The sequence below is a fragment of the Massilia rubra genome (assembly GCF_011682065.1).
Taxonomy (GTDB): domain Bacteria; phylum Pseudomonadota; class Gammaproteobacteria; order Burkholderiales; family Burkholderiaceae_D; genus Telluria_A; species Telluria_A rubra.
Genome location: NZ_VUYU01000018.1, coordinates 45,399 through 71,433, shown reverse-complemented (window position 1 = coordinate 71,433; position 26,035 = coordinate 45,399). Strand labels below are relative to the sequence as shown.

Sequence of the window (26,035 nt, the reverse complement as noted above, 5' to 3'; positions counted from 1 at the left end):
CCTTACCGTGACAGAGTATTTACATTTGGAAATGAGTTTCCGACGCGGAGGAGATTTCGTTAGATGAAGCAACACGTGACTTGCCGACAGTCAACGCCGAGGAGACGGGCTTAGCAGGGAGCGAGGGACTTGTTGCCTTAAAGCAGCGCGATGCGCCTGTGGAAAACTAAATATACCGTTTGTTGCGCGAAACATGAAAATGTCCAGATTGAGACACTTTGTTGCGCATGCCGGGCGGCGGCGGTGACCGGCATGACGGCACAAATACGCGCCACATGCAAAACCGCCGCGACTTTCAGTGGCAGGAAACGATCCTGCCACTCAAAATGACGGCGGTTTGTTCAGCAGCGGCTTAGATTGGGCGGCGCACCCGCAGTTCGACCGTGTGCGGCCGGCCATCATCGACCATCCGGATCACGTTTTCTTCCTGCGCCACGCCGTCGACCGACATCGCATCCGTGTCGCCGGCCTGCACCGAGATCGCGTACACCGTCTCGCGATAGCGGTACTGCAGCTTGAAGCCCGGCCAGTCGGCCGGCAGATGCGGCGTCATGGTCAGCTTGTCGCCGGCCAGGCTCACGCCCAGCAGCGACTCGACGATCAGGCGATACATCCATCCCGACGAACCGGTGTACCAGCTCCACCCGCCACGGCCGATGTGCGGCGAGACCGCATACACGTCCGCCGCCACCACGTACGGCTCGACCTTGTACAGGGCCGCGCTTTCGGGCGTGCTGCCATGCTGCACCGGATTGATCATGCGCAGCAGCTCCCAGGCGCGCTCGGTGTCGCCCATCTTGGCGAACGCCATCGCGGTCCAGATCGCGGCGTGCGTGTACTGCCCGCCGTTTTCGCGCACACCCGGCACGTAGCCGCGGATGTAGCCGGGATTGAGCACGCCGTCGTCGAACGGCGGATCGAGCAACTGCACCAGGCCGTAGTCGCGCCGCACCAGGCGCTCGTCGACCGCCTTCATGGCCGACGCCGTGCGCTGCGGATTGGCCGCGCCCGAAATCACGCCCCAGCTCTGCGAAATCGAATCGATCTGGCATTCGTCGTTGGTGTGCGATCCGAGCGGCGTGCCATCGTCGAAGTAGGCGCGGCGGTACCACTGGCCATCCCACGCATTCGCTTCCACATTGGCCGCCAGGGTGGCCGCCTCGGTTTTGCAGGTTTCGGCAAACGCATGGTCGCCGTACACCACCGCCACTTCCGAGAAGCGCTGCAGCACTTCGTACAGGAAGAACGCCAGCCACACGCTCTCGCCCTTGCCTTCGTTGCCGACCCGGTCCATGCCGTCGTTCCAGTCGCAGGTGCCGATCAGCGGCAAGCCATGTTCGCCGAAGCGCAGGCCGCGTTTGATCGCGCGCACGCAGTGCTCGTACAGGTCGCCGGTCTGGCTCGAACGCCCCGGCATGTCGTAATAGGACTCTTCTTCCTGCTTGAGCATGCGCCCTTCGAGGAACGGCGCCGGTTCGGTCAGCACGCTGCGGTCGCCCGTACCGATGACGTAACGGTGCGCCGCCAGCGGCAGCCACAGATAGTCATCCGAACAATGCGTACGCACGCCGCGGTCCGACGGCGGATGCCACCAGTGCTGCACGTCGCCTTCCACGAACTGGTGGGCCGCGCACATGAGCAGGTGCTCGCGCAGCAGGTGCGGTTCGGTGTGGATCATCGACATCGCATCTTGCAGCTGGTCGCGGAAGCCGAAAGCGCCGCCGGACTGGTAGTAGCCGCTGCGCGCCCACAGGCGGCAGGCGATGGTCTGGTACATCAGCCAACCGTTGGCGATCACGTCGAGCGATGGATCGGGCGTTTGCACCTGGATGGCGCCGAGCGTGTGGTCCCAGTGCTTGCGCACCATCGCCAGCGAGGCCGCGGCGGCGGCGCTGCCGCTGTATTTCTGCACCAAACCGCTGGCGTCCGCATTGCGGCGGCCACCGACACCGAGCATGAACACCAGTTCGCGTTCCTGGCCCGGCTGCAGTTCCACCATCACCTGCAGCGCGGCGCACGGATCGAGCGCAGCGCCGATCTTGCCGGACAGGCGCGCCCGACCCATCGCCGCCGGACTGGCCAAGGTGCGGTTGCGACCGATGAATTCGTTGCGGTCGGCGGTAAAGGTTTTCTGCTGCGCGTCGACGTGGAAGAATCCCACGCGCCCCGTGAACTCGGTGTTGTAGGCGTTGCGCGCAAAGATCGCGCCACTCATCGGGTCCTGCTCGGTGGTGACGTGCATCGCCGACTTGGCGCGCAGGTCGCCCAGCACCCACTCCACGTAGCCGGTGGCCGACAGGCGGCGCGCCACGGTGCTGTCGTTGCGGATCTTGATGACCGAATACTTGATCGAGGCGTCGAGCGCGACGAACGTGGACAGCTCGGTGTGAATGCCCTCTTCGCTGTGCTCGAAGACGCTGTAGCCGAAGCCGTGGCGGGTAATGTATTCACCGGCTGCGCGCACCGGCAAGGCGGTGGGCGACCAGAAACGGCCGGTCTGCTCGTCGCGGATATAGAACGACTCGCCGCTGCGGTCCGACACAGGGTCGTTTTCCCACGGCGTGAGGCGGAACTCGTGCGCGTTTTCGCTCCAGGTGTAGGCCTGGCCGCTTTCCGACACAACGCTGCCGAAGTTCGGGTTGGCCAGCACGTTGGCCCACGGCGCCGGCGTGCGGTTCTGCGCATCGGTGCGGATCACGTATTCGGTACCGTCGGCGCTGAAGCCTCCCAGCCCGTTGTGCAGGATCAGGTCGCGTGCGGCCACAGGGATATTCGCCCGTGGCTCGTATTGCTCGCCGCGCGATTCGACCACCAGCAACGGCAGTTTCGACACGACCGGCGTGGCGCGCTTGACCTGGTCGGCCAAGGTGCCGCTGCTGTCGGAAATGATGACGCGCGCCACCGATTGCATCAGCACCCGGTCTTCCTGCGCGATCTGGTCGAGCAGGCGCACGAAGATGCCGCCCGGGCGGTCGATCGCTTGCGCGTCGATGCCGGAGGCGATCAGGCCCATGATCTGGTCGTGCAGCAGTTGGCGGTAACCCGACTGGTCTTCGTACCAGATGACCAGGTCGACCACCAGCCCCTTGAGGCGCCAGTACGCGTGCGCCTGCACCATCTGGCGCGCCAGGTCGATGTTGGCCGGATCCTTGATTTGCATCAGCACGATCGGCAGGTCGCCCGAAATGGCGTAGGCCCACAGGCCGGACTGGCCGCGCTGGTTGCGGATCAGGATGCCGGCGTCGGCGCGCAGCGAGGCGTTCGGATAGATCACCGTGCTGGCCAGGCGGCTGTAGAGCTGCGCGTCCGATTCGGTGGCGTTCAGTTGACGCAGCACGACCTGGCTGTGGGTCCATGCAAGTTCGAACACGCGGTCGGCCAGATGGCGGTCTTGGTATTTGTCGATCAGGTGCACCGCTTGCTCGCGCGTGTCGGTCATGCCGGTCACCACGTCGAGCACGACCACCTGGTCGGGTTCCAGCGTGACCTTGTAGCGGATCGCCACCACCGGATCGAGCACCGATCCTTCGCCGCCGCCCAGCGGCTGGGGTTCGAGCATGGCGCGCGGGGCAACCGTGCTGTTGGCGCGGCCGAGGAATTCGCTGCGGCTCGTTTCGAACGAGACGTCCAGCAGCGCGCCGTCATGCACCGTCATCAGGTTCAGCATCCATGGCATCTGCTCGTCCTTGGCGCGCGGACGGCGGGTACACAGGATGGCATTCTCGTTGCGCAGGATTTCGGTCTGCACGAACAGTTTGCTGAACGCCGGGTGGGCGTTGTCGGCGGCGGCCGGCGCCATGACAACTTCGGCGTAGCTGGTGAACTCGATGGTGCGCCGCACGTTCGACTTGTTGGTAATGCGGGTACGCCGCATTTCGATGTCGTCTTCCGGCGAGACCACGATTTCGGTGTACAGGTCGAGCCCACGGTCATGGCGGCGGAACTCGGCGCGTCCTTCCGAGAAGATGACTTCATACGATTTCGGCTCGACCAGGGTTGGCTGGAAGGCAGTCGACCAGAATTGGCCGCTGTCGACATCGCGCACGTAGCAGAAGTTACCCCAGTTGTCGGAGGTGCCATCTTCGCGCCAGCGCGTCACGGCCAGGTCTTTCCAGCGGCTGTAGCTGCCGCCGGCGCTGGTGACCATCACATGGTAGCGGCCATTCGAGAGCAGCTGCACTTCCGGCTGCACCGTGGTGGTCTGGGTGATGATGCGGGTCGCGGAGGTCGACACTTCCTGCGCCGGGGCGCGCATGGCGGCCAGTTCGGCGGTGTTGGAATAGAAGGCGCCGGCGCGCGGCACCCGTTCCTGCAGCACCAGCAAGGTGGCCTGGAACAGCGGGTCGGACTCGAAGCGGCGCTGCATCGGACGGTCGTGCAGCAGATAGCTCAGGGCGAGGAAGCCCATGCCCTGGTGGTGCGCCATGAAGGAGCGGATTACGGCGAAGGTCTGGCCGCGCGGCAGGCGCGCAGCGGTGTAGTCGATCGCTTCGTAAAAACCGTACTTGCCCATGAAGCCCAGGTCGGCCATGCGCTGCAGGTTCTCGACGGCGGCGTCGGGATGGACCATCAGGCCCATCATGGTCGCATACGGGGCCACCACGAGGTCATCGGCCAGGCCGCGCTTGAGGCCCGTGCCCGGCACGCCGAAGGCGCGGTACTGGTAATTGAGGCTGGCGTCGACGGTGTTGTAGCCGGATTCGGAAATCCCCCACGGCACGTCGCGCTGTTTGCCGTACTCGATCTGCGCGTTGACGACCGAACGGTAGGTCTGGTCGAGCAAGGTGTTCTGGTAGGTCGGCATGACCAAGAGCGGCATCAGGTACTCGAACATCGAGCCGCTCCACGACAACAGCAGTTGCTCGTTGCCGATGATGCACAGCTGGCGGCCCAGCGCGAACCAGTGCTCTTGCGGGAACTGGCCCTGCGCGATGCCGACGAAGCTGCACAGGCGTACTTCGGACGCCAGCAAGTCGTAACAGGCCGCATCCAGGCGGCGGTCCGAGACGTTGTAGCCGATCGCCAGCAGGTTGGTGGTGCTGTTGTACATGAAGCGGAAGTCCATGTTCGCGAACTCGCGCGCTTCAAACGCCATGCGGTTGATGTCTTCGATGCGCTGGGCGGCGCGGGTGCTGCCCTGGGCGACCAGGTCGGTCAGGGTTTGCTGGCGTTCGCGCTCGCTCGGGGCCAGGTCGGTGCTGGCACTGCCGGTGAGGGCGAAGTTGGCCAGCTCGCGCAGGGTCGGAATGCGGGTCAGGCTGGTGTCGACCACGTACTCCTGGGCCGAACGCATCCACGGCGCCAGTTGCAGCAGTTCGTCGCGCGCGCTGTGGCACTGGTCGGCGAGCTTGTCGGCCCAGCCTTGCAGGTTCGGCTCGCCCACCGGATGCATGGCGGCCAGGATGGCGTCGGCGCAGCCCGACAGGCGCGCCAGTTCGGCGGCCATGCCAGGCAGGCTTTCGGTTTCGCGTACCCGGTCGGCCGACAGGTGGCTGCGCATGGCGTCGATCGCCGCCTTGACGGCCGGCCCGGCGTCGGCGGCGTACTCCTGCACCACGTTCAGGGTGATCGAGATGCCGTCCAAGGTTTGCTTGCCCACGATCGGCTGGTCGGCCAAGGCGGTCAAGCCCGGCGCCAGGGTGAGCAGGTGGCCGGCCAGGTTGCCGCTGTCGACCGCCGACACGTACATCGGGTGCAGCGGATTCAAGGTCAGGGTGTCGTACCAGTTATAGAAGTGCCCCTGGTGGCGTTCCATGCGCGCCATGGTGTTGAGCGTGTCGCGGGTGCGCTTGAGCAGGCGCCCGGTGGTGATGAAACCGAAGTCCCACGCGGTCAGGTTGGCCAGCAGCGCCATGCCGATATTGGTCGGCGAGGTGCGGTGCGCAACCACCTTGACCGGGTGCTCCTGCATATTGTCGGGCGCGAGCCAGTTGTCTTCCGCCGTGACGAAGGTCTCGAAGAAGCTCCAGGTTTTGCGCGCCAGCGTTTCGAGGAACATGGTTTGCGGCGACGACAGGGCGGTGGCGGCGCGTTCTTGCGGAAGGCTGATCCACCAGGCCACCACCGGCGCGAAGAACCACAGCAGCAGCACGGGTGCGGCGACCGGCAGCGCGGCGCGGTGGAAGTAGCCGAGCAGAAGCGCGGTGGCCACGGCCAGCAGCGGCGAAATCCACATGCTCTTCCAGTTGCTCTCCATGTCGGTGCTGGAGCGGTTCAGGCTCGATGGACGCCATTCCAGCAGGCGCCGGCGCGTGACCAGCATGCGCCACGAGGCGCGCACGATGGCGTCCAGGCTGAAGTGCGCTTCGTACGGCAGGAACGCCAGTTGCAGCGCCGAGTGGCCGAACATCAGGCGCGCGCTCTTGGAGGCGGTGGCCAGATGCTGTTCCCACAGCACGTCGTGCGGTTTTTCGATGATGTCGAACATGGTGCTGAAGAAGGTCGGCAAAAAGATCACCGACAGCACGCCCAGGGTCCAGAACAGCGGGGTTGGCATCAAGGCCCAGCTGAAGATCAGCAAGGCGGTGAGGGTGGTGGCGATCAGGCTGCGGCGCAGGTTGTCGAACAGCTTCCAGCGCGACAGCGCGCTCAAAGGATTCGGTTCGCGCTTGCCGTTCGCGCCGGGCACGCGCGGCAGCAGCCAGCCGGCCAGTTGCCAGTCGCCGCGAATCCAGCGGTGGCGCCGGCTCACGTCGTCGCTGTAGCGCGCCGGGTATTCTTCGTACAGTTGGGCGTCGCTCAGCAAGCCGGCGCGCACGTAGCAGCCTTCCAGCAGGTCGTGGCTGAGAATCTGGTTGTCGGGCAGGCGGTGGCCGAGCACCGTTTCGAAGGTGTCGACATCGTAGATGCCCTTGCCGACGAAGGAGCCTTCGTAGAACACGTCCTGGTACACGTCGGAGACGGTGCGGGTGTACGGGTCGATGCCCGGTTCGCCGCCGCACAGGTGCTCGTAGCGCGAGGCGGTGTCGCCCGGCAGCGACGCCGCCACGCGCGGTTGCAGGATGCCGTAGCCTTCGACCACGCGGCGGCCGGCCTTGTCGAGGGTCGGACGGTTCAGCGGGTGCGCCATGGTGGCGATGAACTGGCGCGCGGCGTCGCGCGGCAGCTGGGTGTCGGTATCGAGCGTGATCACGTAGCGCACGTGCGCCAGGCCGTCGGTGGAACCGGCGACCATGGAGAACTGGTCGCGCGCGCCGCCACGCAGGAACGCGTTGAGGGCGGCGAGTTTACCGCGCTTGCGCTCGAAGCCGATCCATGCGTTTTCGCTGGCGCTCCACATGCGCGGACGGTGCAGCAGGAGGAAGGGCTGCAGGTGGCAGCGCGACATGGTCGGCTCGCCGTCGGCCCCGAGGATTTCCTCGTCGACGTCGCAGCCGTATTTGTCATTGAGTTCGGCGATGGTGGCGCGCGCCTGTTCGACCAGTTCCTCGTCGCCCGGCATGTGCTGCTTGGGCGCGTCGACGAAATCGGTCAGTAGGCAAAAGCGCAGGTTCGGATCGCGGTTGGCCAGGTAGCGCACTTCCAGCGCTTCGCACAGCGAGGCGACGTTGTCGCGGCTGTACAGCAAGGTCGGCACCACCACCATCGAGCGCGCGTCGGTCGGAATGCCTTCTTTGAAGTCCATGCGCGGCAGCGGGTGCGGGCGCGTGAGCTGGGTGGCCATGAAGTTGACCAGCGCCAGCGCCAGCTGGCTCGATCCGAGCAGGGCCAGCACGCCCAGCACGACCAGCATCCAGTCGTCGACGCCGTCGGCGCGCGCGTGGATGATGGCGGTGCCGGTAAACAGCAGGGTAAGCACGACGATGCCGCCCAAATAGGTCGACAGCGGCGACGCGCGCCCGCTCTTGTTCAACGCTTCGAGCGGCGGATTGCGCACGGCCAGGCGCTTTTCGAGTTGTTGCTGGCCGCTGCCGACCAGGTAGTAGCCGATGTGGCGGGTGCGTTCATCGAGCCCGCCGGCGGCCGCCGAGCGGTTCGCCAGCGCCAGTTCGACTGCGATTTCGGCCACCTGCACTTCGGTGAAGTCGCTGCGCTTGGCTAGCTTTTCGACGACGTGGCGATAGTTGTCGCGCGTGGCGAACTCCATCTTGCCGTAGGTGCCGGCCGGGTCCAGGCGCAAGGTCTGTTCGACCGCGCTCATGGTCTCGACGAACTCCTGCCAGTCCATGGTGCCGAGGAAGCGCAGGCTGCCGATGCTGTTGCTGATCGAGACCTGGTCGGCCGCCTGCTGGCCGATTTCGGCCTGGATCTGCTGTTCGATGGTCAAGCCGGCGTCGGCCAGGCGCGTGGTCACCCACTGCAGCGCCAGGGTCAATGCGGGGCTCTGGCCCTGCAGGCGGCGCGCCAGTTCGGCCACAAAGCCGCTGTTCATCGGCTGGCCGGATCGGGCCATGTCGGCCACCAGCAAAATCAGGTCGCTCGGGTTTTTTTCGGCCGTCTCGGCCATCTGGTCGGCCCAGTCGTTGGCGCGGTCGCGCTGGGCGCGGTTGTCGTACACGCGCGCGGCCACGCGGCGCAGGTTCTCGATCAGCGCCAGGCGCAGCATGATCGGAATGGCCCACAGTTCGCCGAGTTTGAGGGTCGCTACTTCCTGGTAGGCGTCCACGAAACGCGACAGGCTCTCGGGATCGACCCGGCCATCGCCATGCGAGATGATTTCGAGCGCGATCTGGTACACGCGCGGATTGCCGTCCGCCTCTTCATTCGACAGGCGCGGCAACTCCTTGGAATAGTCTTTCGGCAGGTGGCGCCGGGCGATGCGGATCTGCTCTTCGACCAGGTAGAAGTTATCGAGCAGCCATTCGGAGGCCGGCGTAATCTGTCGCCCCGCCTTGATGGCGGCGGTCAGCTCCGAGCAGGTGTCGGTGATGATCGCGGCGTTTTCGGTCAGTCGCGGCAGCAGGCGGTCGGGGCCGCCGCGCTCGCTGAGCTGGTGAGTGGTGGCCAGATGCTTGCCGTGCATCGCCATTTGTGCGGCACTGAACAGTTCCGAGCGCAGGGGGAATTCATCGCCGGCAAGGCGTTCGCCGTCGTGGACATTGCGCCAGGCATACAGGGTGTCGGCTAATTTGGTGTTTTCTTGGTTCAACAGAGACCTCGCGTGGGCATGAGTAGCCAACACGCTGTGGAACAGCGAGTTGCGACCGGGTCGTACGGCTGTTGCAATCTTATAACGATGACACGTGCGCGACTGTGCGCCAGCGAACATTTCGGGCTTGTCAACCAGAAGCCAACTGAGCAGTTGGACTGAAATGCACCAGTAAAATTGCACCCTGTATCATGAGCATGACACCGGGCACGGAATGATGAAATTCGTTAACAGAGAATGGAAGTTGCATGAGCCGCAAGAAAAGACCCCTTGCTCCGCCGCGGGCCTGGGTTCCCTTTGGCGCGACCTCGGTCCTGTCGCTGCTGGTGGGCGAGGCCATATGGATATGGGAGTTCGGGACGCTTTTGGTGGTTGGCGCCGGCCTGGCGTTGGTGTGTACGGCCATGGGCATCGACCTGTTGCGCAAGCACGGCGCGCGCCCTTTGCATGTGACTGCGGTGGTGATCGGACTGGCCATCGGTCAGTTCCGCATGATCGAGATATGCCTGATGATCCTGGCCTGGTCGGCCAGGGTTTAGGACGCTGGGGGCTTACGCCGCCAGCGGCAGCACGGCGCCCAGCGCGACCCCGCCCGCCACATGCCAGGCGTTGCGGTAGCCCAGGCGGTGCAGGCACTGCGCCGCCTTGATGCTGCGCGCGCCGCTGCGGCAGAAGAACACCAACGGGCGCTCTTCCGCGCGCAGCCACACCGACAGGCGGTCGGCCAGGCGCGACAAAGGCACGCTTTCGACGGCATGGCCGTGCCAGTGGCCGGCATCGGCCGCCGCGTGTTCGTAGGCTTCGCGCACATCGATCAGCAGCGCGTCGGGATGGTCGTTGAAGAAGCGCTCGAGGCCATGCGCCTCGAGCTGCATCGCCAAGGGGTTGGCGGCCGCGATGGCGCCGCCGCGTTCCGCCAGCAGGGTGGTGCAGGCCGGGCTTGACGCCTCGCTGGCCTGGCACACGATGGTCTTGCGCGAGACCAGTTCCGCCAGTTGTTGAATGTCGGCGTCGGGGCCGGTGAAGGCGAAGCGCACGTCGCCGGCGGCCAGGCCCGCAGCCGAACGCTCGCCGAACAGGTAGCTGGCACCAATGCCCTGCTCCACGCGCGCCAGCAGGCGGCTGCCGAACATGAGCGCACTGGCGGCTTGCCCGTTATCGAGCGTGACCTGGTCGGCCAGCGCGGGCCAGCCCAGCGCTTCGTGGCTGATGCCGCCGGCCAGCTGGCCGCCCAGCGCCGCCACCAGGGCCGCGCGGCCGGTGCCGCCGCCATGAGTGTCGATCACGGCGCGCACGCGGTAGCCCTGGCAGCGCACGAAGTCGTTGATGCGCGCCGCCAGCGGCGCCAGCGGATTGACGATGGCGCAGGTGCGGCTGGCGGCGTCGAGCAGCAGCCAGGTGCAGGCGCCGTCGAAGCCGAGTTGAATCACACCGTCGCCATCGGCTGCGGGCATGGCCGACGGCACCAGGCAACTGGCGCGCAGGGCCGCGCCGCAACGGGCGATGCGCTCGCAGGCGGCGTCGATGAAGGCGTCGTCCGCCATCGGCCCGAACGACATGCGCACCGCCGCCGCGCAGCGCCACGGCGCCAGGTCCATGGCGGCCAGCACGTAGCTGGGCGCGGCCTTGGCCGCCGAACAGGCCGACCCCGCGCTCACGCGCACCCCGGCGGCGTCGAACAGGTCGAGCAACTCCTTGCCGGCCAGGCCGGGTACCGAAAAATTGAGGGTGGTCGGCAGGCTGGTGGCGAACGGCGCGTTGAACACGATGCCGGGCAGTGCTTCGCGCAAGGCGCCAGCCAGGCGTTCGCGCATGCGCACCAGTTGCGCGTGGCTGCGAAAGCTGGCGCCATCAATCAGCGCCGCCAGCACCGCGCCCAGGGCGGCGATGCCGCTCATGTTCTCGGTGCCGGAACGCTGGGCCGACTCCTGCCCGCCGCCCATCATCAGCGCGGTGTACGGTGCGCCATCGCGCACATACAGCATGCCGATGCCTTTGGGCGCGTACAGCTTGTGGCCAGAGAACGGCGCGTAGTCGATGCGGGTCGCGGCCAGGTCGAGCGACAGTTTGCCGAGCGCCTGCACGCTGTCGACCATCCACAGCGCTGTTGGCGCGCATTCGCGCAAGAGCGCTTCAATGCCGGCCAGGTCGGAAATGACACCGCTTTCGTTATTCGCGGCCATGGTGCAGACCAAGGCGGCGCGCGGCGCCAGTTCGCGCAGCACGTCGAGGCGATGGCGCCCGTCGCCATCGACCGGCAGGGCGCGCAGTTCGAGGTTGGTGCCGAGCAGGGTATTCCAGTGCGCCAGGCTTTCTGGCACCGCCTTGTGTTCGGTGGCGCCGTACAACAGCAGCTCGCCGGTCGCTTCGCCCCTGGCGCGGCGCGCGCGCACCTCGCACAGCGCCGACAGCACGGCGGTCTGGATGCCTTCGGTGGCGCCGCTGGTAAACGTCAGCCTGCCCTGTCCCGCGCCGAGCACGCGGCGCGCCAGTGCGCGCACGCCGTCGAGCATGGCCTTCGCTTTCAGGCCGGTGGCGTGACTGCTGCTGGGGTTCCCGTAGCAGTCGCGCATGGCCTGGGTGGCGGCGGCAAGCGCTGCCGGATGGACGGCCGATGTGGCGTTTGCGTCAAGGTAGATTTCGGTATGCATGGTGGCTGAAATGGAGGTGTCATTCTTGCGTGATATGTTATCGGCTAAAACGTGAGAAAATATGCCAAAGTTTGCTCAAATACGTACTCGTTTAGCATATTCATCTCACATTTCAGCAGAAAGCAGAATGAGTTCTCTCGATAAGTATGATTGCGCCATCCTCGCGGCCTTGCAGGCCGATGGCACCCTGTCGATCGCGGGCCTGAGCGAAAAGGTCGGTTTGTCCAGCACCCCGTGCTGGAAGCGCGTCAAGCGGCTGGAAGAAGAAGGCTACATCCAGAGCCGCGTGAGCATCATCGACCGCGACAAGGTCGGCCTGCCGGTCACCGTGTTCGTCAGCGTGCGCACCACCGAACACGATGAAAAATGGCTGACCCGCTTCGCCGCCGCCGTCATCGCCCTGCCCGAGGTCATGGAGTTTCACCGCATGAGCGGCGACGTCGACTACCTGCTCAAGGTGGTCACCACCGACATCGGCGGCTACGACCGCTTTTACAAAAAACTGATCAAGACGGCGCACATCACCGGCGTGTCGTCGGCGTTTTCGATGGAGCAGATCAAGTACACCACGGCGCTGCCGCTGGACCTCATTTCGAAGCGCCTACCCGCCTAAATCAGCATATAAAATTGCCCGAAATCGTGCGATGATGCCGCTGTCCAGACCAGAGGAGAGACAAACGCATGGCATCGAACCACTACAGCATTCCTTTCGCCGCAGCCGCTTTGCTGCTGGTGTCGCAAACCGCGCTGGCGCAGGAGCAGGTCGTCAAGATCGGCGTCACCGGCCCGCTCTCGGGCGCCAACGCCTTTGCCGGCAAGGATAACGAAAACGGCGTGCGCCTCGCGCTCGAAGAACTCAACGCCAAAAAAATCAGCATCGGCGGCAAGGCGATCAAGTTCGAACTCAAGTCCGAAGATGACCAGGGCGATCCGAAAGCGGGCGTGGTGGTCGCGCAAAAACTGGTCGACGCCGGCGTGCGCTTCGTGCTCGGCCCCTACAACTCGGGCGTGGCCATTCCCGCCTCGCGCGTGTACAACGACGCCGGCGCGCTCATGTCCACCGTCGGCACCAATCCGAAGGTCACGCAAAGCGGCTACAGCGGCGTGTTCCGCATCGTCGCCAGCGACACCCAGCTCGGCGCCTCGATGGCCGGCTACGCGGCCAAGCAGTTGAAACTGAAAACCATCGGCGTGATCGATGACCGCACCGCCTTCGGCCAGGGCATCGCGATGGAATTCGTCAAGCAGGCCAAGGCGTCCGGCATCACCGTGGCGGGCCACGAGTTCACGACCGACAAGGCGACCGATTTCGCCGCCATTTTGACCAAGCTCAAGTCGAAGAACGTCGATGCGATTTTCTTCGGCGGCTACGCGCCCCAGGGCGCACCGATGGCGCGCCAGATGCGCGCGCTCGGCCTGAAAGCCAAACTGCTCGGCGGCGACACCCTGTGCAGCCCCGAAATGGCCAAGCTCGGGGGCGACGCCGTCGGCGAGAACGTGCTCTGTGCGCAAGGCGGCGCGATCCTGGAAAAACAAGCCGACGGCCCGGCCTTCCAGGCCCGCTACAAGGCGCGCTTCAAGCAGGCGCCCGATGTGTACGCGGCCTCGTTCTACGACCAGGCCATGTTCATCGCGCAGGCCATGAAGTCAGCCAATTCGCTCGATCCGTCGGTGGTGGCCGCCGCCATGCGCGCCGGCAGCTACAAGGGCGTGGTGGGCAACTACGCCTACGATGACAAGGGCAACATGAAGCAGTCGGCCGTCACCGTCTACACCTTCAAGAACGGCGTGCCTTCCGCGCTGGCCACTTACTGATGCGCGGCTCCCTTCTGCTGCTGGCGGCGGCGCTTGGCGCGGCCGGCCTGGCCACGCACTCCGCCGCCCAGACGCCGGCCTCCTTGACGCCGCCGCTGTCCCACTTCGCCATCGCGCAGCAGGCGATGCCGGCCTTTATCCAGCGCTTCCAGCTCGATTACGCCAGTCTCGACAAACTGTACACCGTGGCCAACGGCACGGCGCGCGCGCGCCAGATGCAGGAGTTCTTCACGCAGTGGCGGGCGGCGCTCGACGCGCTGCCGTTCGACAGCTACGGCGTGGAAGACCGCATCGACGTGGTCATGATGCGCAACCAGATCGACTTCGAGATGCGCGAACTGGCGGCCCAGCGCCAGCGCTTTACCGAAGCGGAGCCGCTGGTGCCGTTCGCGCGTGGGCTGATCGACCTGGCCGAAGCGCGCCGCGTGATGCAGGCGCAGGATGGCGCGGCCAGCGCGGTGATTCTGCAGCAAGCGCTGGTGGCGGTGCGCAAGGCGCACGAAGCGCTGCTGGCGGGGCCCGACATCAACGCGCGCAAACCGATGGCGTCCCGCAGCGTGGCCAACCGCGCCGTGCAGGTGCTGGCCACCACCGCGCGCGACCTGAAAGCCTGGTACGGCTACTACGAAGGCTACGATCCGCAGCTGACCTGGTGGGTCAAGCGCCCCTACGCGGACCTGGACAGGGCCATGGGCGAGTACGCGGCCAGCCTGAACGAACGGCTGGTCGGCAAGGCCTCGGCCAAACTGCTCAATGTGACGGGCGACCCGATCGGGCGCGATGGCCTGGTCAGCGCCCTGCAGCGCGAGATGATCCCATACACGCCGGAAGAACTGATGGCGCTGGCCGAAAAAGAGCTGGCCTGGGGCGAGGCGGAACTGCGCAAGGCCTCGGCCGAGATGGGATTCGGCAGCGACTGGCACGCGGCCATGGAAAAGGTGAAAACCATGTACGTGGCGCCGGGCGAGCAGCCGGCCATGGTGCGGCGCCTGGCCAAGGAAGCGATCGACTACATGGCGGCCAACAAGCTGGTGACGGTGCCGGAAGTGGCGCGCCGCAGCTGGCGCATGGACATGCTCTCGCCCGAAAGCCAGTTGATCAACCCCTTCTTCTTGGGCGGCGACACGATCCTGGTGTCCTACCCCACGGCCGACATGACGCACGAGCAGAAAATGATGTCCATGCGCGGCAACAACCCGCACTTTTCGCGCGCGACCGTGCAGCACGAACTCATTCCCGGCCACCACCTGCAGATGTTCATGTCCGAGCGCTACCAGCCGCAGCGCCGCCTGTTCGATACGCCCTTCTACGTCGAAGGCTGGGCCGTGTACTGGGAAATGCTGCTCTACGAGCGCAACTTCGCGGTTACGCCGGAAGACCGCATCGGGATGATGTTCTGGCGTAATCACCGGGCGGCGCGCATCCTGTTTTCGCTCGGTTTTCACATGGGTAAAGTCACGCCCGAGCAGGCGGTCGAGATGCTGATCCAGCGCGTCGGCCATGAGCCGGACAATGCGCGCGCCGAAGTGCGGCGCTCGTTCAATGGCGATTATCCGCCGCTGTACCAGGCCGGCTACATGGTCGGCGCGCTCCAGCTGCGCGAACTGAAACGCGAACTGGTCGACAGCGGCAAGATGACGCTGCTGGACTACCACGACCGCATTCTCGACGGCGGCATGCTGCCGATCGAACTGGTACGCGCGCGCCTGAAGAACGAAAAGGTGGCGCGCGACTTCAAGCCGCTCTGGCGCTTCTACAAGTAGGGGGTGTCGCTGAACCTCAGCGCCGCAAGCGCTTGAGGAACACCGTCATTTCGCGCGAGGCCTGGATGTCGCCCTGCTTCACGGCGACCTCCAGTCCTGTGTTCCATGCCGCTTCGGCGTCGTCCAGCCGGCCGAGCGCTTGCAGGGCTTTGCCGAGCAGCTTCCAGGCGGCCGAATGCAACGGGTTTTGCTCTGTCGCCTGCTGCAAATGCAGGGCAGCGGCTGCGGCGTCGCCGTCCTTGAGGCAGGCGTTGCCCAGGCCGAAGCGCAGCAGCGCGTTGTCGCGCCCCGACGCCAGCAGTTTTTCCAGTTGTTCGCGCATCGCTCTCCTTATGCCAGCGGCAGGTTAAACAGCAAAAAGGCCGCCACGCTCCACACCAGCAAACCGATATGCGTCAGTTGCAGGCCCTCTTGCCGGATCCAGTAGCCGAACCACATCCCGCCCAGATGCATCGCGAACAGGAAGGCGGCGAAGCTGCTCATGGCCAGGTTCAGTGCGGGACGGGCGCCCGGCAGGTCGCCTCCGATCGCCAGCGCATACGCGCCGGTCCAGCAAGCGCCGGCGGCGACGATCTGCAGCGCCAGCACGATGAACATGGCAACGCGCGCCAGCAAGGGCGAAGCGATGGCGCGCGCCAGCAGCGGCGTTGCGATCCCTGGCGCCTGCCTCAATGGCGCCATCGACATAGAGCCTATCTCAGTAGATCGGAGTCGCTGCTGGCGCGCCTGGCAAGCGAGCGCGGCGTTGCTCGTCGTTGCATGGCTAGCCATGCGGCCTCCTCGCGCCTTGCCCTCGCTTGCCATGCATCGCCTACGCGCATGTCGCCATCAGCTTCCCCCGATCTACTGAGATAGGCTCAGTGGCCCCGACCGCCCCGGCCGACCCGGCAAAGGCATGCAGGTTATTGATGACGGCGATCGACAACCAGGCCGACAGGCCGACCGCATGCACCGACTGGAACAGCCAGGTGGATGCCGAACCGCTCATGCGCCTTCTCCTTGTTTGTGGGCGATCCGGCGCGCCAGCAGCGCCGCCAGTGCGGGCGCGAGCGCAAAGCTGGCGAACAGCCACAGCGCCGCCGATTGCGCACCCGCCTTGCCTCCCGGTTCGGTGAGGCCGGCGGCATTGGCCACCAGCCCCGCCACCGCCGCGCCGATCGCCATGCCATATAACTGCACGGTGGTGATTGCCGCCGAGGCCAGGCCGCCCTCGCCCGCCGGCGCCAGGGTCAGCACGCGCGTGAGCAGGTGCGGCCAGCCGAGGCCCACGCCGGCGCCGGCGGCGGCCAGCGCCGCGCCATACAACAGCATCAGCATGCCGGGCGAGAGCGCATCGGCGGCCGGCACCAGCAGGGCCAGGGCCAGCAGGCTGACGGCACCCAGCAGCGGGCCGGCGCGCAGCATCGTCAGCGCGCCGGCGCCCTGGCGGCCGGACGAGAACATGGAACTGAAGCTCCAGCCGGCCGCCATGGCCGCCGCCAGGTAGCCGGCGGCCAGCGGCGTGTAGCCGTGCAGGGTCTGCAAAAAGTAGGGTACGTAGATTTCGGTGGTGGTGCCGACCAGGAGCAGGGCAACGCTGGCGTACACCGCGCCCAGGGGCGAGGCCAGTTCGCAGGTTGCGGAGGGCAGCAGGCGTACCGTGGACCTGCGTTCGACGACGATCGCCGCTACCCCGAGCGCAATGCCGGCCGCCACGCCGGCGCCCTGCCACGCCAGCGCGCGCGACAAGCCGCCGGCGGCCACCGCCAGCACGGAGGCGGCCAGCAGGGCGATCTGCGCCACCGGAATCACGGGCCTGGCGGACGGGCCGGCGGCCGGACGCAGTCGCGCGGCCACCAGCATGGCTTGCAGGAGGGCCACCGGCAGCAGGGTCCAGAAGGCCCAGCGCCAGTGCCCGGACTGGGCGAACAGGCCGCCCACGGCCGGCCCGCACAAGGTAGCCACGCCCCACATGCCCGACACCAGCGCCACCGCGCGCGGCCACAGGGGCGCCGGGAACACCACCCGAATGAGCGAGTAGCTCAGGGCGGCCAGGGCGCCGCCGCCCAGCCCCTGCACACTGCGCCCGGCCAGCATCCACGGCATCGAGCTCGCGCCGGCGCAGGCGGCCGAGCCGAGTGCGAAGATGCCGAGCGCCGCCAGGCAGGCCCCGCGCGGACCGGCTCCGGCCAGCAGGCGCACCGACAGCGCCGCGCCGATGATCGAGGCCACCACGAACAAGGTCGTGTTCCACGCGTACCAGTCCAGGCCCCCGATATCGCGCACCACCGACGGCAGCACGGTGGTGACGATGTGGACGTTAATCGCATGCAGCGCAACGCCCCCGGTCAGGGCCAGGGCCAGCAAACCGTTTTGGCCGGAAAACAGGGCGCCCCAGGAGGCAGTGGTGGTGCTGGTGGCGGATGAGGCAGTGTTCATGGTTCTTTGATCGACAGGACTTCGGGATTGGCTTAATATGCAAGAAAACGTTTGGATAATAAGGCGGAGCCGTGAATTACGCAAGCAAATCGTTGGATAACTCGGCCGAGGGCAAGCCCGCCGAGCGCATCCTGTTCTTCATCAAGTCGAAGGGGCCGAGCCCCACCGCGCGCTTGGCGCAGATGCTGGAAATGACGCCGGAAGCGGCGCGCCAGCAGGTGCAGAAGCTGGTTGCGGCGGGTTTGATCGAGGGCCGCCAGCAGGATGCGGCCGGGGTCGGGCGGCCGCGCCAGGACTGGGTGCTGACCGACGCCGGCAACCGGCGCTTTCCGGACACGCACGCGCAGATGACGGTGCAGCTGATCGGATCGATCCGCCAGTTGTTCGGCGAAGAAGGGTTGGATAAACTGGTGGCGCAGCGCGAGAACGAAGCGCGCCTGCTGTACCAGCAAGCCTGCCACGGCGCCACCGTGCCGGAACGCCTGGCGCAACTGGCGGCGATCCGCACCGAGGAAGGCTATATGGCGCGCATCGAGGCCGATGCGCAGGGCTGGCTGCTGATCGAAGACCATTGCCCGATCTGCGTGGCGGCGCGCACCTGCCAGGGCTTTTGCCGCTCCGAGTTGCAGCTGTTCGCCGAAATCGCCGGTCCCGGCGCGAGCGTGACGCGCGAGCAGCATGTGCTGGCGGGCGCCACGCGCTGTGTTTACAGGATTGCGCCGCTACAAAAACTTGCTTGATGGACTCAGCCGGAGTGGTCTATGCTTCGCGCATCTGAAACAATCGCGGAGCTGACATGACAAGCAACAAACCCACCGGCATCGGCAAGCTGTTCGTCGCCGCCTGCCTGATCGAAGGCCTGACCTGGACCGGCCTGTTGATCGGCATGTTCCTCAAATACACGACCGAGACGACCGACCTGGGCGTGTGGCTGTTCGGCCGCCTGCACGGCTTTGCGTTCATGTTTTACGTGGTGGTGACGGTGCTGGCCGCGCTGCGCCTGCGCTGGCCGTGGTGGGCCACCCTGATCGCCGTACTGGCCGCGGTGCCGCCGCTGGTGACGATTCCGCTCGAAATCTGGTACAAGCGGCGCGGCATGCTGACCGAAGCGCCAGCGGCGCGCTGACAAAACAAAGCCGCTCCCGACAACACGGAGAGCGGCTCGAATGGCAGAGGCCCCGAACTTGATGCGCAGAACTGCAAGCGGGCATGCCTGGCCCGGCCGGCATTCTCGCAGTTTGCCGGCGCGGCGGGAGACATCGTCTGGCGTCGATCATACGCCCGCACGCACCGGGGCGACAATACAAATTTCCACTCGTGCGTGCGCTGCCGATCGGGCAAATCTATCGACTTCGCAGAGCGCGTTACCCGACCGGAAAAAAGGGCGTATCCTGACTGCCGCATTCATTTTTACCGGATAATTATTATGCATAAAACTCTTGCCAGGACCGCGCTGCGGACGGCGCTCGCCCTGACCTTGGCAACCGCCCTGGCGCCCGCCGTGGCGCTGGCCGCGCCGCCGGCCGGCAAAGTATCGGGCGTGGTATCGGCCCAGGCCAAAAAGCAGCTCGCCACGCTGGCCGCCGACTACTACGAAGCGCTGGCGCGCTTCGATCCGGTCGACGCCACCGAGCGCGGCGACAATCGCTTCGACGACCAGATCGGCATGAGCATCGGCCCCAAAGAGCGCGCGCGCCAGAACGCGCGCTACAACGTCTTCCTGAACCGCCTGCATGCGCTGGACCGGCGCGCGCTCGACCTGCGCTCGCAAACCAACTACGACGTGCTTGAATTCGAGTTGAACAGCCTGCTGTCGTTTTCCAACCTGCCGGAACTGATGCTGCCGCTGAACCAGATGGACGGCATGCCGGTCACCATCGCCAACTACGCCGGCGGCGACGCCGCCCAGTCCCTGAAGACGGTCAAGCAGTACAAGGCTTACCTGAACCGCCTGACGCAGCTGCCGGCGTGGATCGACCAGGCCATCGTCAACATGCGCGAAGGGATGCGCGTGAACGTGACCTTGCCGCGCGCGGCGGTGGTATCGATGCTGCCGCAGTACCAGAAGCTGGTCAGCGCCAGGGCCGAAGAGAGCATTTACTACACCCCGATCCGCAACATGCCGGCCAGTTTTTCGGCCGCCTACAAGGCGCAGCTGACGGCCGGCTACCGCAAGGCGATCGACGCCAGCCTGGCGCCGGCGCTGGCGCGCCTGGCCGCCTTCATCGAGAAGGAATACCTGCCGGCAGCGCGCACCAGCACCGGCTGGAGCGCGCTGCCCGAGGGGAAGGAGTGGTACGAAAAGAGCGTGGCGGTGCGCACCACCACCAATCTCACGCCGGAGCAGATCCATGCGATCGGCCTGAAGGAAGTGGCGCGCATCCAGGGCGAATACGCCGTGGTCGGGCCGAAGATGGGCTACACCGGGCCGGCGGCGGAGCTGCCGGCGTGGGTGTCGCAGCAGGCAAAATTCAAGCCGTTCAAGACCGACCAGGAAGTCATCGACGTGTACCGCAAGCTCGATGCGCTGCTGCGCACCAAGCTGCCGGCCTTGTTCACCCTGATGCCGAAGGCGCCGCTGGACCTGCGCCTGGAGCCGGAACTGTCGCGCGCGACCGCCTCCGACCATTACTCGGCGCCAGCCATGGACGGCTCGCGGCCGGGCGTTTTCTGGTCGGTGGTGAACGATCCGACCCAATACGGCAGCACCGGCATGGTGACCCTGTTCCTGCACGAAGGGCAGCCGGGCCACCACTTCCACATCGCCCTGCTGCAGGAACTGGACTTGCCCAAGTTCCGCAAGTTCAGCGGCAACACGGCCTACACCGAGGGCTGGGCGCTGTACGCCGAAACCCTGGGCAAGGAGATGGGCCTGTTCGACAAGCCGGAGGATTATTTCGGCCACCTGAACGACGAAATGCTGCGCGCGGTGCGGCTGGTGGTCGATACCGGCATGCACGCCAAAGGCTGGACGCGCGAGCAGTCGATCCAGTACATGCGCGACACGCTGGGATTCCCGGAATCGATGGCCAAAAGCGAGACCGAGCGCTATATGGTGTGGCCGGGGCAGGCGCTCGGCTACAAGATCGGCGCGCTCAAGATCACCGAACTGCGGCGCCGCGCCGAAGCGGCGCTGGGCGACAAATTCAGCCTGCCCAAGTTCCACGAGATCGTGCTCGAAGATGGCACCTTGCCGCTCTCGCTGCTGGAAGCGAAGGTCGATCGCTGGATCGAAAAGAACCAGTAAGCAAGTGGGGGGGACGCATGCGTCCCCCCAAGGTTGGTGCTGGCGCTTACATCACCGACAGCACCGGATAACGGCGCCACTCCGGCTCCACATAACGCGCGCAGTTGGCGAAGATGAAGTCGAGCACCGCGCACTGGTCCGACAGCAGCGCCGGATTGGCCGCTTTCCAGGCCTCGAACTTGGCGTTGAGTGCAGGCTCGTCGCGCAGCAGTTCGGCCGCGTGGTCTTCGAACACATAGTCCGAATACGCTTCCTTCTTCTCCAGCACACTATTAAAGAAGCCCCAGCGGAAAAAGCTGTCGTGGCCCTGCGGCTCCAAGGTTTCGATGGCGTAGCGCGCCATGTCCTGGTCCAGCTCAATGAACCAGTCGCCTACGCGCAGGGTCACGGCCTGGGTAAAGGCCTCGAGCCGCACGTCGTCATGGAACATATGGCCTTCGTAGGCGTTCGCGCGCGAGTCGACCGACACGATGCGGTAGCAGCGCACCTCTTGCACGCGGTCGGCCTCGATGCGCGTCATCGCCACGCCGTTCCACTGCAGGCGCAGGGCGACTTCGCGCCAGGCTTGCGGCACCACATACGCGCGCGGCGTGGCCACCACGATATCGGCCGGGAAGCTGTTGAAGTAGGCGATGTCGCGCTCCCACGGTTCGTTGCGGTCGTACGACAGGCGCGTGTAATTGCCGATCACGCTGGGCGTGTACTTGGCCGCGTAGCCCCGGAACGGAAAGGTCGACGGCTTGCTGGCGTCCATCGACCAGTGCACCGGCCACTCGCGCCGGGTCTTGCCCTGGTCGCGCGCGGCGCGCCGCAGCGCCTGGATGGTGGGCGCGTGCGCCACCGTGAAGTCGAGCGCCGTTTCGACCAGCGCGCGCATCGAGTCGTAGCGGTCGGCGAAGGGCTTGAGCATGTGCGTCTCGGGCATGAAGCCGATGGTGTGGTGCAGCGCCGCGAAGCCGGTGGAGAAACGCGGCGTCTCCAGGAATTCGGCGATGCCGTGATCGGGGCTGTCCTTGACCGGATTGACGTACGGGCAGGTCGGCCAGCCGCGCCGCGCCATCTCGCCGAACATATGCGGCAGCATGGTGCCTTGCAAAAATTCGCCGAGGGCGCCGCCAAGCTTGTCGGTCTGGGTGTGAATCAGGGTCATCGTGTACGGATAGTCGGCACCGTTGGAGGTGTGCGTATCGACCATCACGTCCGGGTCCCAGGCCGTGAACAGCTTGTTGAAGACCTGCGCGGTGAGGCTGTCGCACTTGACGAAGTCGCGGTTCAGGTCGAGGTGGCGGCTGTTGCCGCGAAAGCCGAACTGCTCGGGGCCGTCCTGGTTCACGCGCGAGGTGCCGGCGCGGTTGATGCTGCCGTCGACGTTGTACAGCGGGACGAACAGGAAAACGGTGTTGCCCAACGCGGCCAGGCGCGCCGGCTCGGTGCAAAAGTCGCGCACCAGCGCCATGCAGGCGTCCACCCCTTCCGGTTCGCCCGGATGGATGCCGTTATTGTTGAAGAAGACCGCACGCCCGTCGTCCTTGATGCGCTGGCGGTCGAACACGCCGTCGCTCGACACAACGCCGGCATGGATCGGCAGGCCGCCATCGGAGGTGCCGACCACGTCAAAGTGCAGCACGCCGGGATAGCGGCGCGCCAGGTCTTGGTACCATGCGATGCAGTCAGCCCAGGTCGTGGTCTGGTTCTTGTTGCCCTGTTCGTAGGGCGTTTTCAGTTCGTTCGACATTGTGTGTTGTGCGATGAAGGTTAAGACGGTGGGGCTACGCGGTTTGTGCGATCGGCAGGGCGATGCCGACCACGGTGCCTTTGTCAGGCTCGGAACTGAAATCGATGGTGCCGCCCAGCGCGTACACGCGTTCGCGCATGCCGATGATGCCGATGCCCGACGAGGCGCTGGCGGTGCTGAACCCGGCGCCATCGTCGGCGATTTCGATGTGCAGCGTATCGTCCTGCTCGGACAAGGTCATGGCCACCTGCGCGTGCGTGGCGCCGGCGTGCTTGAGCACATTCGACAGCGCTTCCTGCACGATGCGGTAGGCCGAAATGGCCAGCTCGCTCTCGAGGCCCGAAAAATCGCCGTCGGAGTGGAACTGGAAATGGCATTCCGGATGGCTGGCGTCGTAGTGGCGGATCATTTCTTCCACCGCGCCGTGCAGGCCGAGCATGTCGAGCACCTCCGGGCGCAGGCGCCGCACCAGGCGCCGCCCGCTGGCGTACAGGTCGAGCGTGAGCTTGGTGATGGCTTGCGACTTTTGCTTGATCTCGTCGATCATCGGCCCCTGCTCCACCTTGCCGGCCAGGTGCAAGATACTTTGCGACTCCAGGCGCGCGGCGATCAGCGAGGCATTGAGTTCGTCGTGGATTTCGATGGCGATGCTCTTGCGCTCATCTTCCACGATCGAGTTCACCTTTTGAATCAGCTTGCGCTTGTCGGCATCGGCCTTGAGCGCCTCGTTGCGCGATTCGACCAGGTCCTTGGTGCGTTCGGCCACCTTGTTTTCCAGGTCCTGGCGCGAGCGGCCGAGCGCCACCGACATTTCAGTGATCGATTCCTGCAGCTCGCCTACCTCGCCGCCGGTGGTGACGGGCAGCGCCACCTGGTAGTTCCCGCCCCGGATTTCACGCAGCGCGCCGATCGAGGACTTGAGCGGAATGGTCAGGCTGCGCGCCAGCACGTACGCCAGCGCCCCGCTGACGACCAGCGCCAGCGCGGCCATCGCCAGTTCGACCTGGAAGCGGCGCGCCTGCTTGTGCAGCATGTTGGTGGGCGACATCGTCACCCGCACGTAGCCCACCACCTCGGTCGGCACCGTGGTCGGCTTGGTGTCGCTGGAACCCGAGACGTGCGGCACGCCGTTGTCCGAGAACAGGTTAATCCAGATCATCTGCTTCTTGATCGGGGCTTCGTAAAAACGGTCTTCGCCGATGGGCGAGCCCTGCGAGGTGACGTTGATGGCGCCTTTCTGGTTGGCGTCGACGACGTCGATGCGGTGAATGCTCTTGTCCGACTGGACCAGGCCATTGATGGTCAGGCGCAGGTCGGACAGGTTGCCCGAGATGACGTTGTATTCGCTCGTTTCGGCCAGCGCCTTGGCCAGGATGCGGCCGCGCTCTTCGAGTTCGAGCGCCACCTGGGCGCGGTGCGAGTACCAGGAGTAGCCCACGAAGGACGAGAACAAGAACACCACCGGCAGCATGGTGATGAAGGCCATGCGGGTGCCGATGCTCCAGCTTTGCCAGAATCGCAGGTTCATTGGCGCCTCGCCGGTGGACGGCGCGTGAAGTGGCGGGCGGTGTCGTCGACCGCCACGTCGAGCGAGCGCGCCACGCCTTCGTTGATGACAGTGCTGAAGTAGCGCGGGAACTGGGGCGGCGCCAGTTCGCCCGTGGCGACGTATTCGTTGGCCACGTCGGCCACCTGGGCGTTGATCTGCTCGATGGTGGAATAGGTGGTGGCCAGCGCGCCGGCCATGACCATGTCGGCCGAAAAGCCGATCACCGCCTGGTTGTGGCGGTAGGTCGAGAGCAAAATGTTGCGCACGTTTTCGGTGTTGTAGACGCTGCGGTCGGGCATGGCCAGCAGGACCTCGGTTTTGCCGATGCGGTTCAGGACCACGTTGATATCCTCACTGGGGTCGTAATGTTCGATTTCGGCGATGCCTTGCAGCGTCGGTTTCAGAAAACCCGTGTTACTGCTGACGATGGCGGCCACGCGCACCGGGCGTTTGTAGAGCAGTTCGATCAGGCGCAGCTGGTCGACCGGGGCCGGCTCGGCGTAAATCGCCGTCATCGACAGGGCGCGCTCGGGTTGCAGGTTTTCGGTCACGGAGCGCCACACCTGGCTCGAGGTGAAGGCGGCGATGACCACGCAATCGCACTTGCGCGCGGCCACGTTGCGCAGCGCGACCGGGCCGATGGCCACGTACACCATGCGCCGGTGCTGCGCCAGCTCGGTGCGAAAGCCGCCGAAAATCGGCATCAGCTGCTTGTACAAGTCGTCGGCGATGCGGCGCGTGACGCCGGAATCGTCGGCGGTGACGATCTGGAAGCGAAAACCGGTGGGGTCGGTGGAGTGCGTGGGGCTGATCACGCCGGCGGCGCCGGCAAAACCGGTGAAACCGGCGAGCGCCAGTCCGAGCGCCAGGCAGGCGCGATTGAACACGCGCCGGCCTGTGTTGCCGTCGTCCCCGCGCAGGCGGGGAACCAAGTTCGCTGCGCAGCCAATAACTGCGCGTAAAACTTGGGTTCCCGCCTGCGCGGGAACGACGATATGGGGGCTATCTCCGTCCCGCGATACTTGCGTCACACGGACGGCGATTGGACGAAAACGCGCAGTCGCGACCCATCTCCCCAAGCCTGCGAACAAGCGACCGCCCACTACGGTTCGATCAAGCCGTACTTGACGGCCAGCTTGGTGATATACGCCTGCCGGTGCACGCCCAGCTTTTCCTTGACCGACTGGCTGATATTACTGATGGTCTTGGTCGACAGGTTGAGCTTCTCGGCGATTTCGGCGTTGGTCAGGCCTTCGGCCATCAGCTTGAAGATCTCCAGCCCGCGCTGGTCGAGCTGCGACTGCGGCGAGGCGTCCCCGCGCACCGACAGGTTGGCCAGGCGCTCGGCGATCTGCGGCAGGAAATACAGCTTGCCCTCGTGCGCATGGCTGACCGCCGTGGCCAGGTCGGCCGGGTCGCAATCTTTGGTGACAAAAGCGCGCGCGCCGAGGCGGTAGGTCTCCTTGATCAGGCTATCCTGGTCGAACTGGCTCAGGAACACGATGCGCGCTTGCGGGAACTTGGCCAGGATGCTCTTGGCCGCGTCCAGCCCCGTCAACTCGGTACCGAAGCGGATATCGAGCACCAGCACGTCCGGATCGAGGGCGGCATACATCTCTTCGGCTTCATCGGGCGTCTTGGCCTGCCCCACCACATCCATGCCGACGCCGGCCAGCGACATGGCGAAACCGGTCATCACGATGGGATGGTCGTCCGCCAGCAAGACCCGAATCGATTTTTGCTCTGTCTGCACTTGTACTCTCCACGGG

General features: G+C 65.7%; 17 protein-coding genes. 7 read left to right on the top strand and 10 right to left on the bottom strand.

Annotated features, from left to right (window positions below):
- Positions 1-352: 352 nt before the first annotated feature.
- On the bottom strand, positions 353-9,088 hold the full coding sequence (locus F0185_RS23355; RefSeq protein ID WP_370664056.1) for a glycoside hydrolase family 94 protein: 8,736 nt from the start codon (positions 9,086-9,088) through the stop codon (positions 353-355).
- 248 nt (positions 9,089-9,336) lie between these two features.
- Between F0185_RS23355 and F0185_RS23350 the strand changes: the two genes are divergently transcribed.
- Positions 9,337-9,627: a hypothetical protein gene (locus tag F0185_RS23350; RefSeq protein ID WP_167228536.1), complete on the top strand. Its 291-nt coding sequence runs from the start codon at positions 9,337-9,339 to the stop codon at positions 9,625-9,627.
- A gap of 12 nt (positions 9,628-9,639) precedes the next feature.
- Here F0185_RS23350 and F0185_RS23345 read toward each other — a convergent pair whose 3' ends face one another.
- Positions 9,640-11,739, bottom strand: coding sequence for an aminotransferase class V-fold PLP-dependent enzyme (locus F0185_RS23345; protein WP_167228534.1), 2,100 nt, complete (start codon positions 11,737-11,739; stop codon positions 9,640-9,642).
- A 127-nt stretch (positions 11,740-11,866) separates the two neighbouring features.
- Here F0185_RS23345 and F0185_RS23340 point away from each other — a divergent pair, with 127 nt between their 5' ends.
- From F0185_RS23340 to F0185_RS23330, 3 genes are all read left to right on the top strand, one after another.
- Positions 11,867-12,352, top strand: a complete 486-nt coding sequence (locus tag F0185_RS23340) for an Lrp/AsnC family transcriptional regulator (RefSeq protein WP_167228532.1) — start codon at positions 11,867-11,869, stop codon at positions 12,350-12,352.
- A 68-nt stretch (positions 12,353-12,420) separates the two neighbouring features.
- On the top strand, positions 12,421-13,554 hold the full coding sequence (locus F0185_RS23335; RefSeq protein ID WP_167228530.1) for a branched-chain amino acid ABC transporter substrate-binding protein: 1,134 nt from the start codon (positions 12,421-12,423) through the stop codon (positions 13,552-13,554).
- Positions 13,554-15,317: a DUF885 family protein gene (locus F0185_RS23330; RefSeq protein ID WP_167228528.1), complete on the top strand. Its 1,764-nt coding sequence runs from the start codon at positions 13,554-13,556 to the stop codon at positions 15,315-15,317. Before F0185_RS23335 ends, F0185_RS23330 begins: the two co-directional genes overlap by 1 nt.
- A gap of 16 nt (positions 15,318-15,333) precedes the next feature.
- On the opposite strand, the gene F0185_RS23325 is transcribed toward F0185_RS23330, so the two are convergent.
- The 4 genes from F0185_RS23325 to F0185_RS23310 all read right to left on the bottom strand — a co-directional run bounded on the left by F0185_RS23325 (position 15,334) and on the right by F0185_RS23310 (position 17,735).
- Positions 15,334-15,639, bottom strand: coding sequence for a tetratricopeptide repeat protein (locus tag F0185_RS23325; RefSeq protein ID WP_187362626.1), 306 nt, complete (start codon positions 15,637-15,639; stop codon positions 15,334-15,336).
- Between the two features lie 8 nt (positions 15,640-15,647).
- Complete coding sequence (locus tag F0185_RS23320; protein ID WP_229477159.1) at positions 15,648-15,998, bottom strand: DUF2165 family protein; 351 nt, start codon at positions 15,996-15,998, stop codon at positions 15,648-15,650.
- A gap of 130 nt (positions 15,999-16,128) precedes the next feature.
- Positions 16,129-16,305 (bottom strand): hypothetical protein, encoded by a 177-nt coding sequence (locus F0185_RS23315; protein ID WP_167228524.1) that lies wholly within the window; start codon positions 16,303-16,305, stop codon positions 16,129-16,131.
- A complete protein-coding gene (locus F0185_RS23310) occupies positions 16,302-17,735 on the bottom strand; it encodes an MFS transporter (protein ID WP_167228522.1) in 1,434 nt (477 codons plus the stop codon). Before F0185_RS23310 ends, F0185_RS23315 begins: the two co-directional genes overlap by 4 nt.
- A 71-nt stretch (positions 17,736-17,806) precedes the next feature.
- Here F0185_RS23310 and F0185_RS23305 point away from each other — a divergent pair, with 71 nt between their 5' ends.
- The 3 genes from F0185_RS23305 to F0185_RS23295 all read left to right on the top strand — a co-directional run bounded on the left by F0185_RS23305 (position 17,807) and on the right by F0185_RS23295 (position 20,982).
- Positions 17,807-18,475: a helix-turn-helix transcriptional regulator gene (locus F0185_RS23305; RefSeq protein WP_167228520.1), complete on the top strand. Its 669-nt coding sequence runs from the start codon at positions 17,807-17,809 to the stop codon at positions 18,473-18,475.
- A gap of 56 nt (positions 18,476-18,531) precedes the next feature.
- On the top strand, positions 18,532-18,861 hold the full coding sequence (locus F0185_RS23300) for a DUF3817 domain-containing protein (RefSeq protein WP_167228518.1): 330 nt from the start codon (positions 18,532-18,534) through the stop codon (positions 18,859-18,861).
- A gap of 300 nt (positions 18,862-19,161) precedes the next feature.
- Positions 19,162-20,982 (top strand): DUF885 domain-containing protein, encoded by a 1,821-nt coding sequence (locus F0185_RS23295; RefSeq protein ID WP_167228516.1) that lies wholly within the window; start codon positions 19,162-19,164, stop codon positions 20,980-20,982.
- 46 nt (positions 20,983-21,028) lie between these two features.
- Here the strand turns inward: F0185_RS23295 and F0185_RS23290 are convergent, their stop codons facing one another.
- The 4 genes from F0185_RS23290 to F0185_RS23275 form a co-directional block, all read right to left on the bottom strand.
- Positions 21,029-22,717: a M14 family zinc carboxypeptidase gene (locus tag F0185_RS23290; RefSeq protein ID WP_167228514.1), complete on the bottom strand. Its 1,689-nt coding sequence runs from the start codon at positions 22,715-22,717 to the stop codon at positions 21,029-21,031.
- Between the two features lie 34 nt (positions 22,718-22,751).
- On the bottom strand, positions 22,752-24,245 hold the full coding sequence (locus tag F0185_RS23285) for a sensor histidine kinase (RefSeq protein ID WP_166895281.1): 1,494 nt from the start codon (positions 24,243-24,245) through the stop codon (positions 22,752-22,754).
- Entirely contained in the window at positions 24,242-25,198 is a 957-nt protein-coding gene (locus F0185_RS23280; protein WP_167228512.1) for a hypothetical protein, read from the bottom strand. Before F0185_RS23280 ends, F0185_RS23285 begins: the two co-directional genes overlap by 4 nt.
- A gap of 170 nt (positions 25,199-25,368) precedes the next feature.
- Complete coding sequence (locus F0185_RS23275) at positions 25,369-26,019, bottom strand: response regulator transcription factor (RefSeq protein ID WP_126077256.1); 651 nt, start codon at positions 26,017-26,019, stop codon at positions 25,369-25,371.
- Positions 26,020-26,035: the final 16 nt, after the last annotated feature.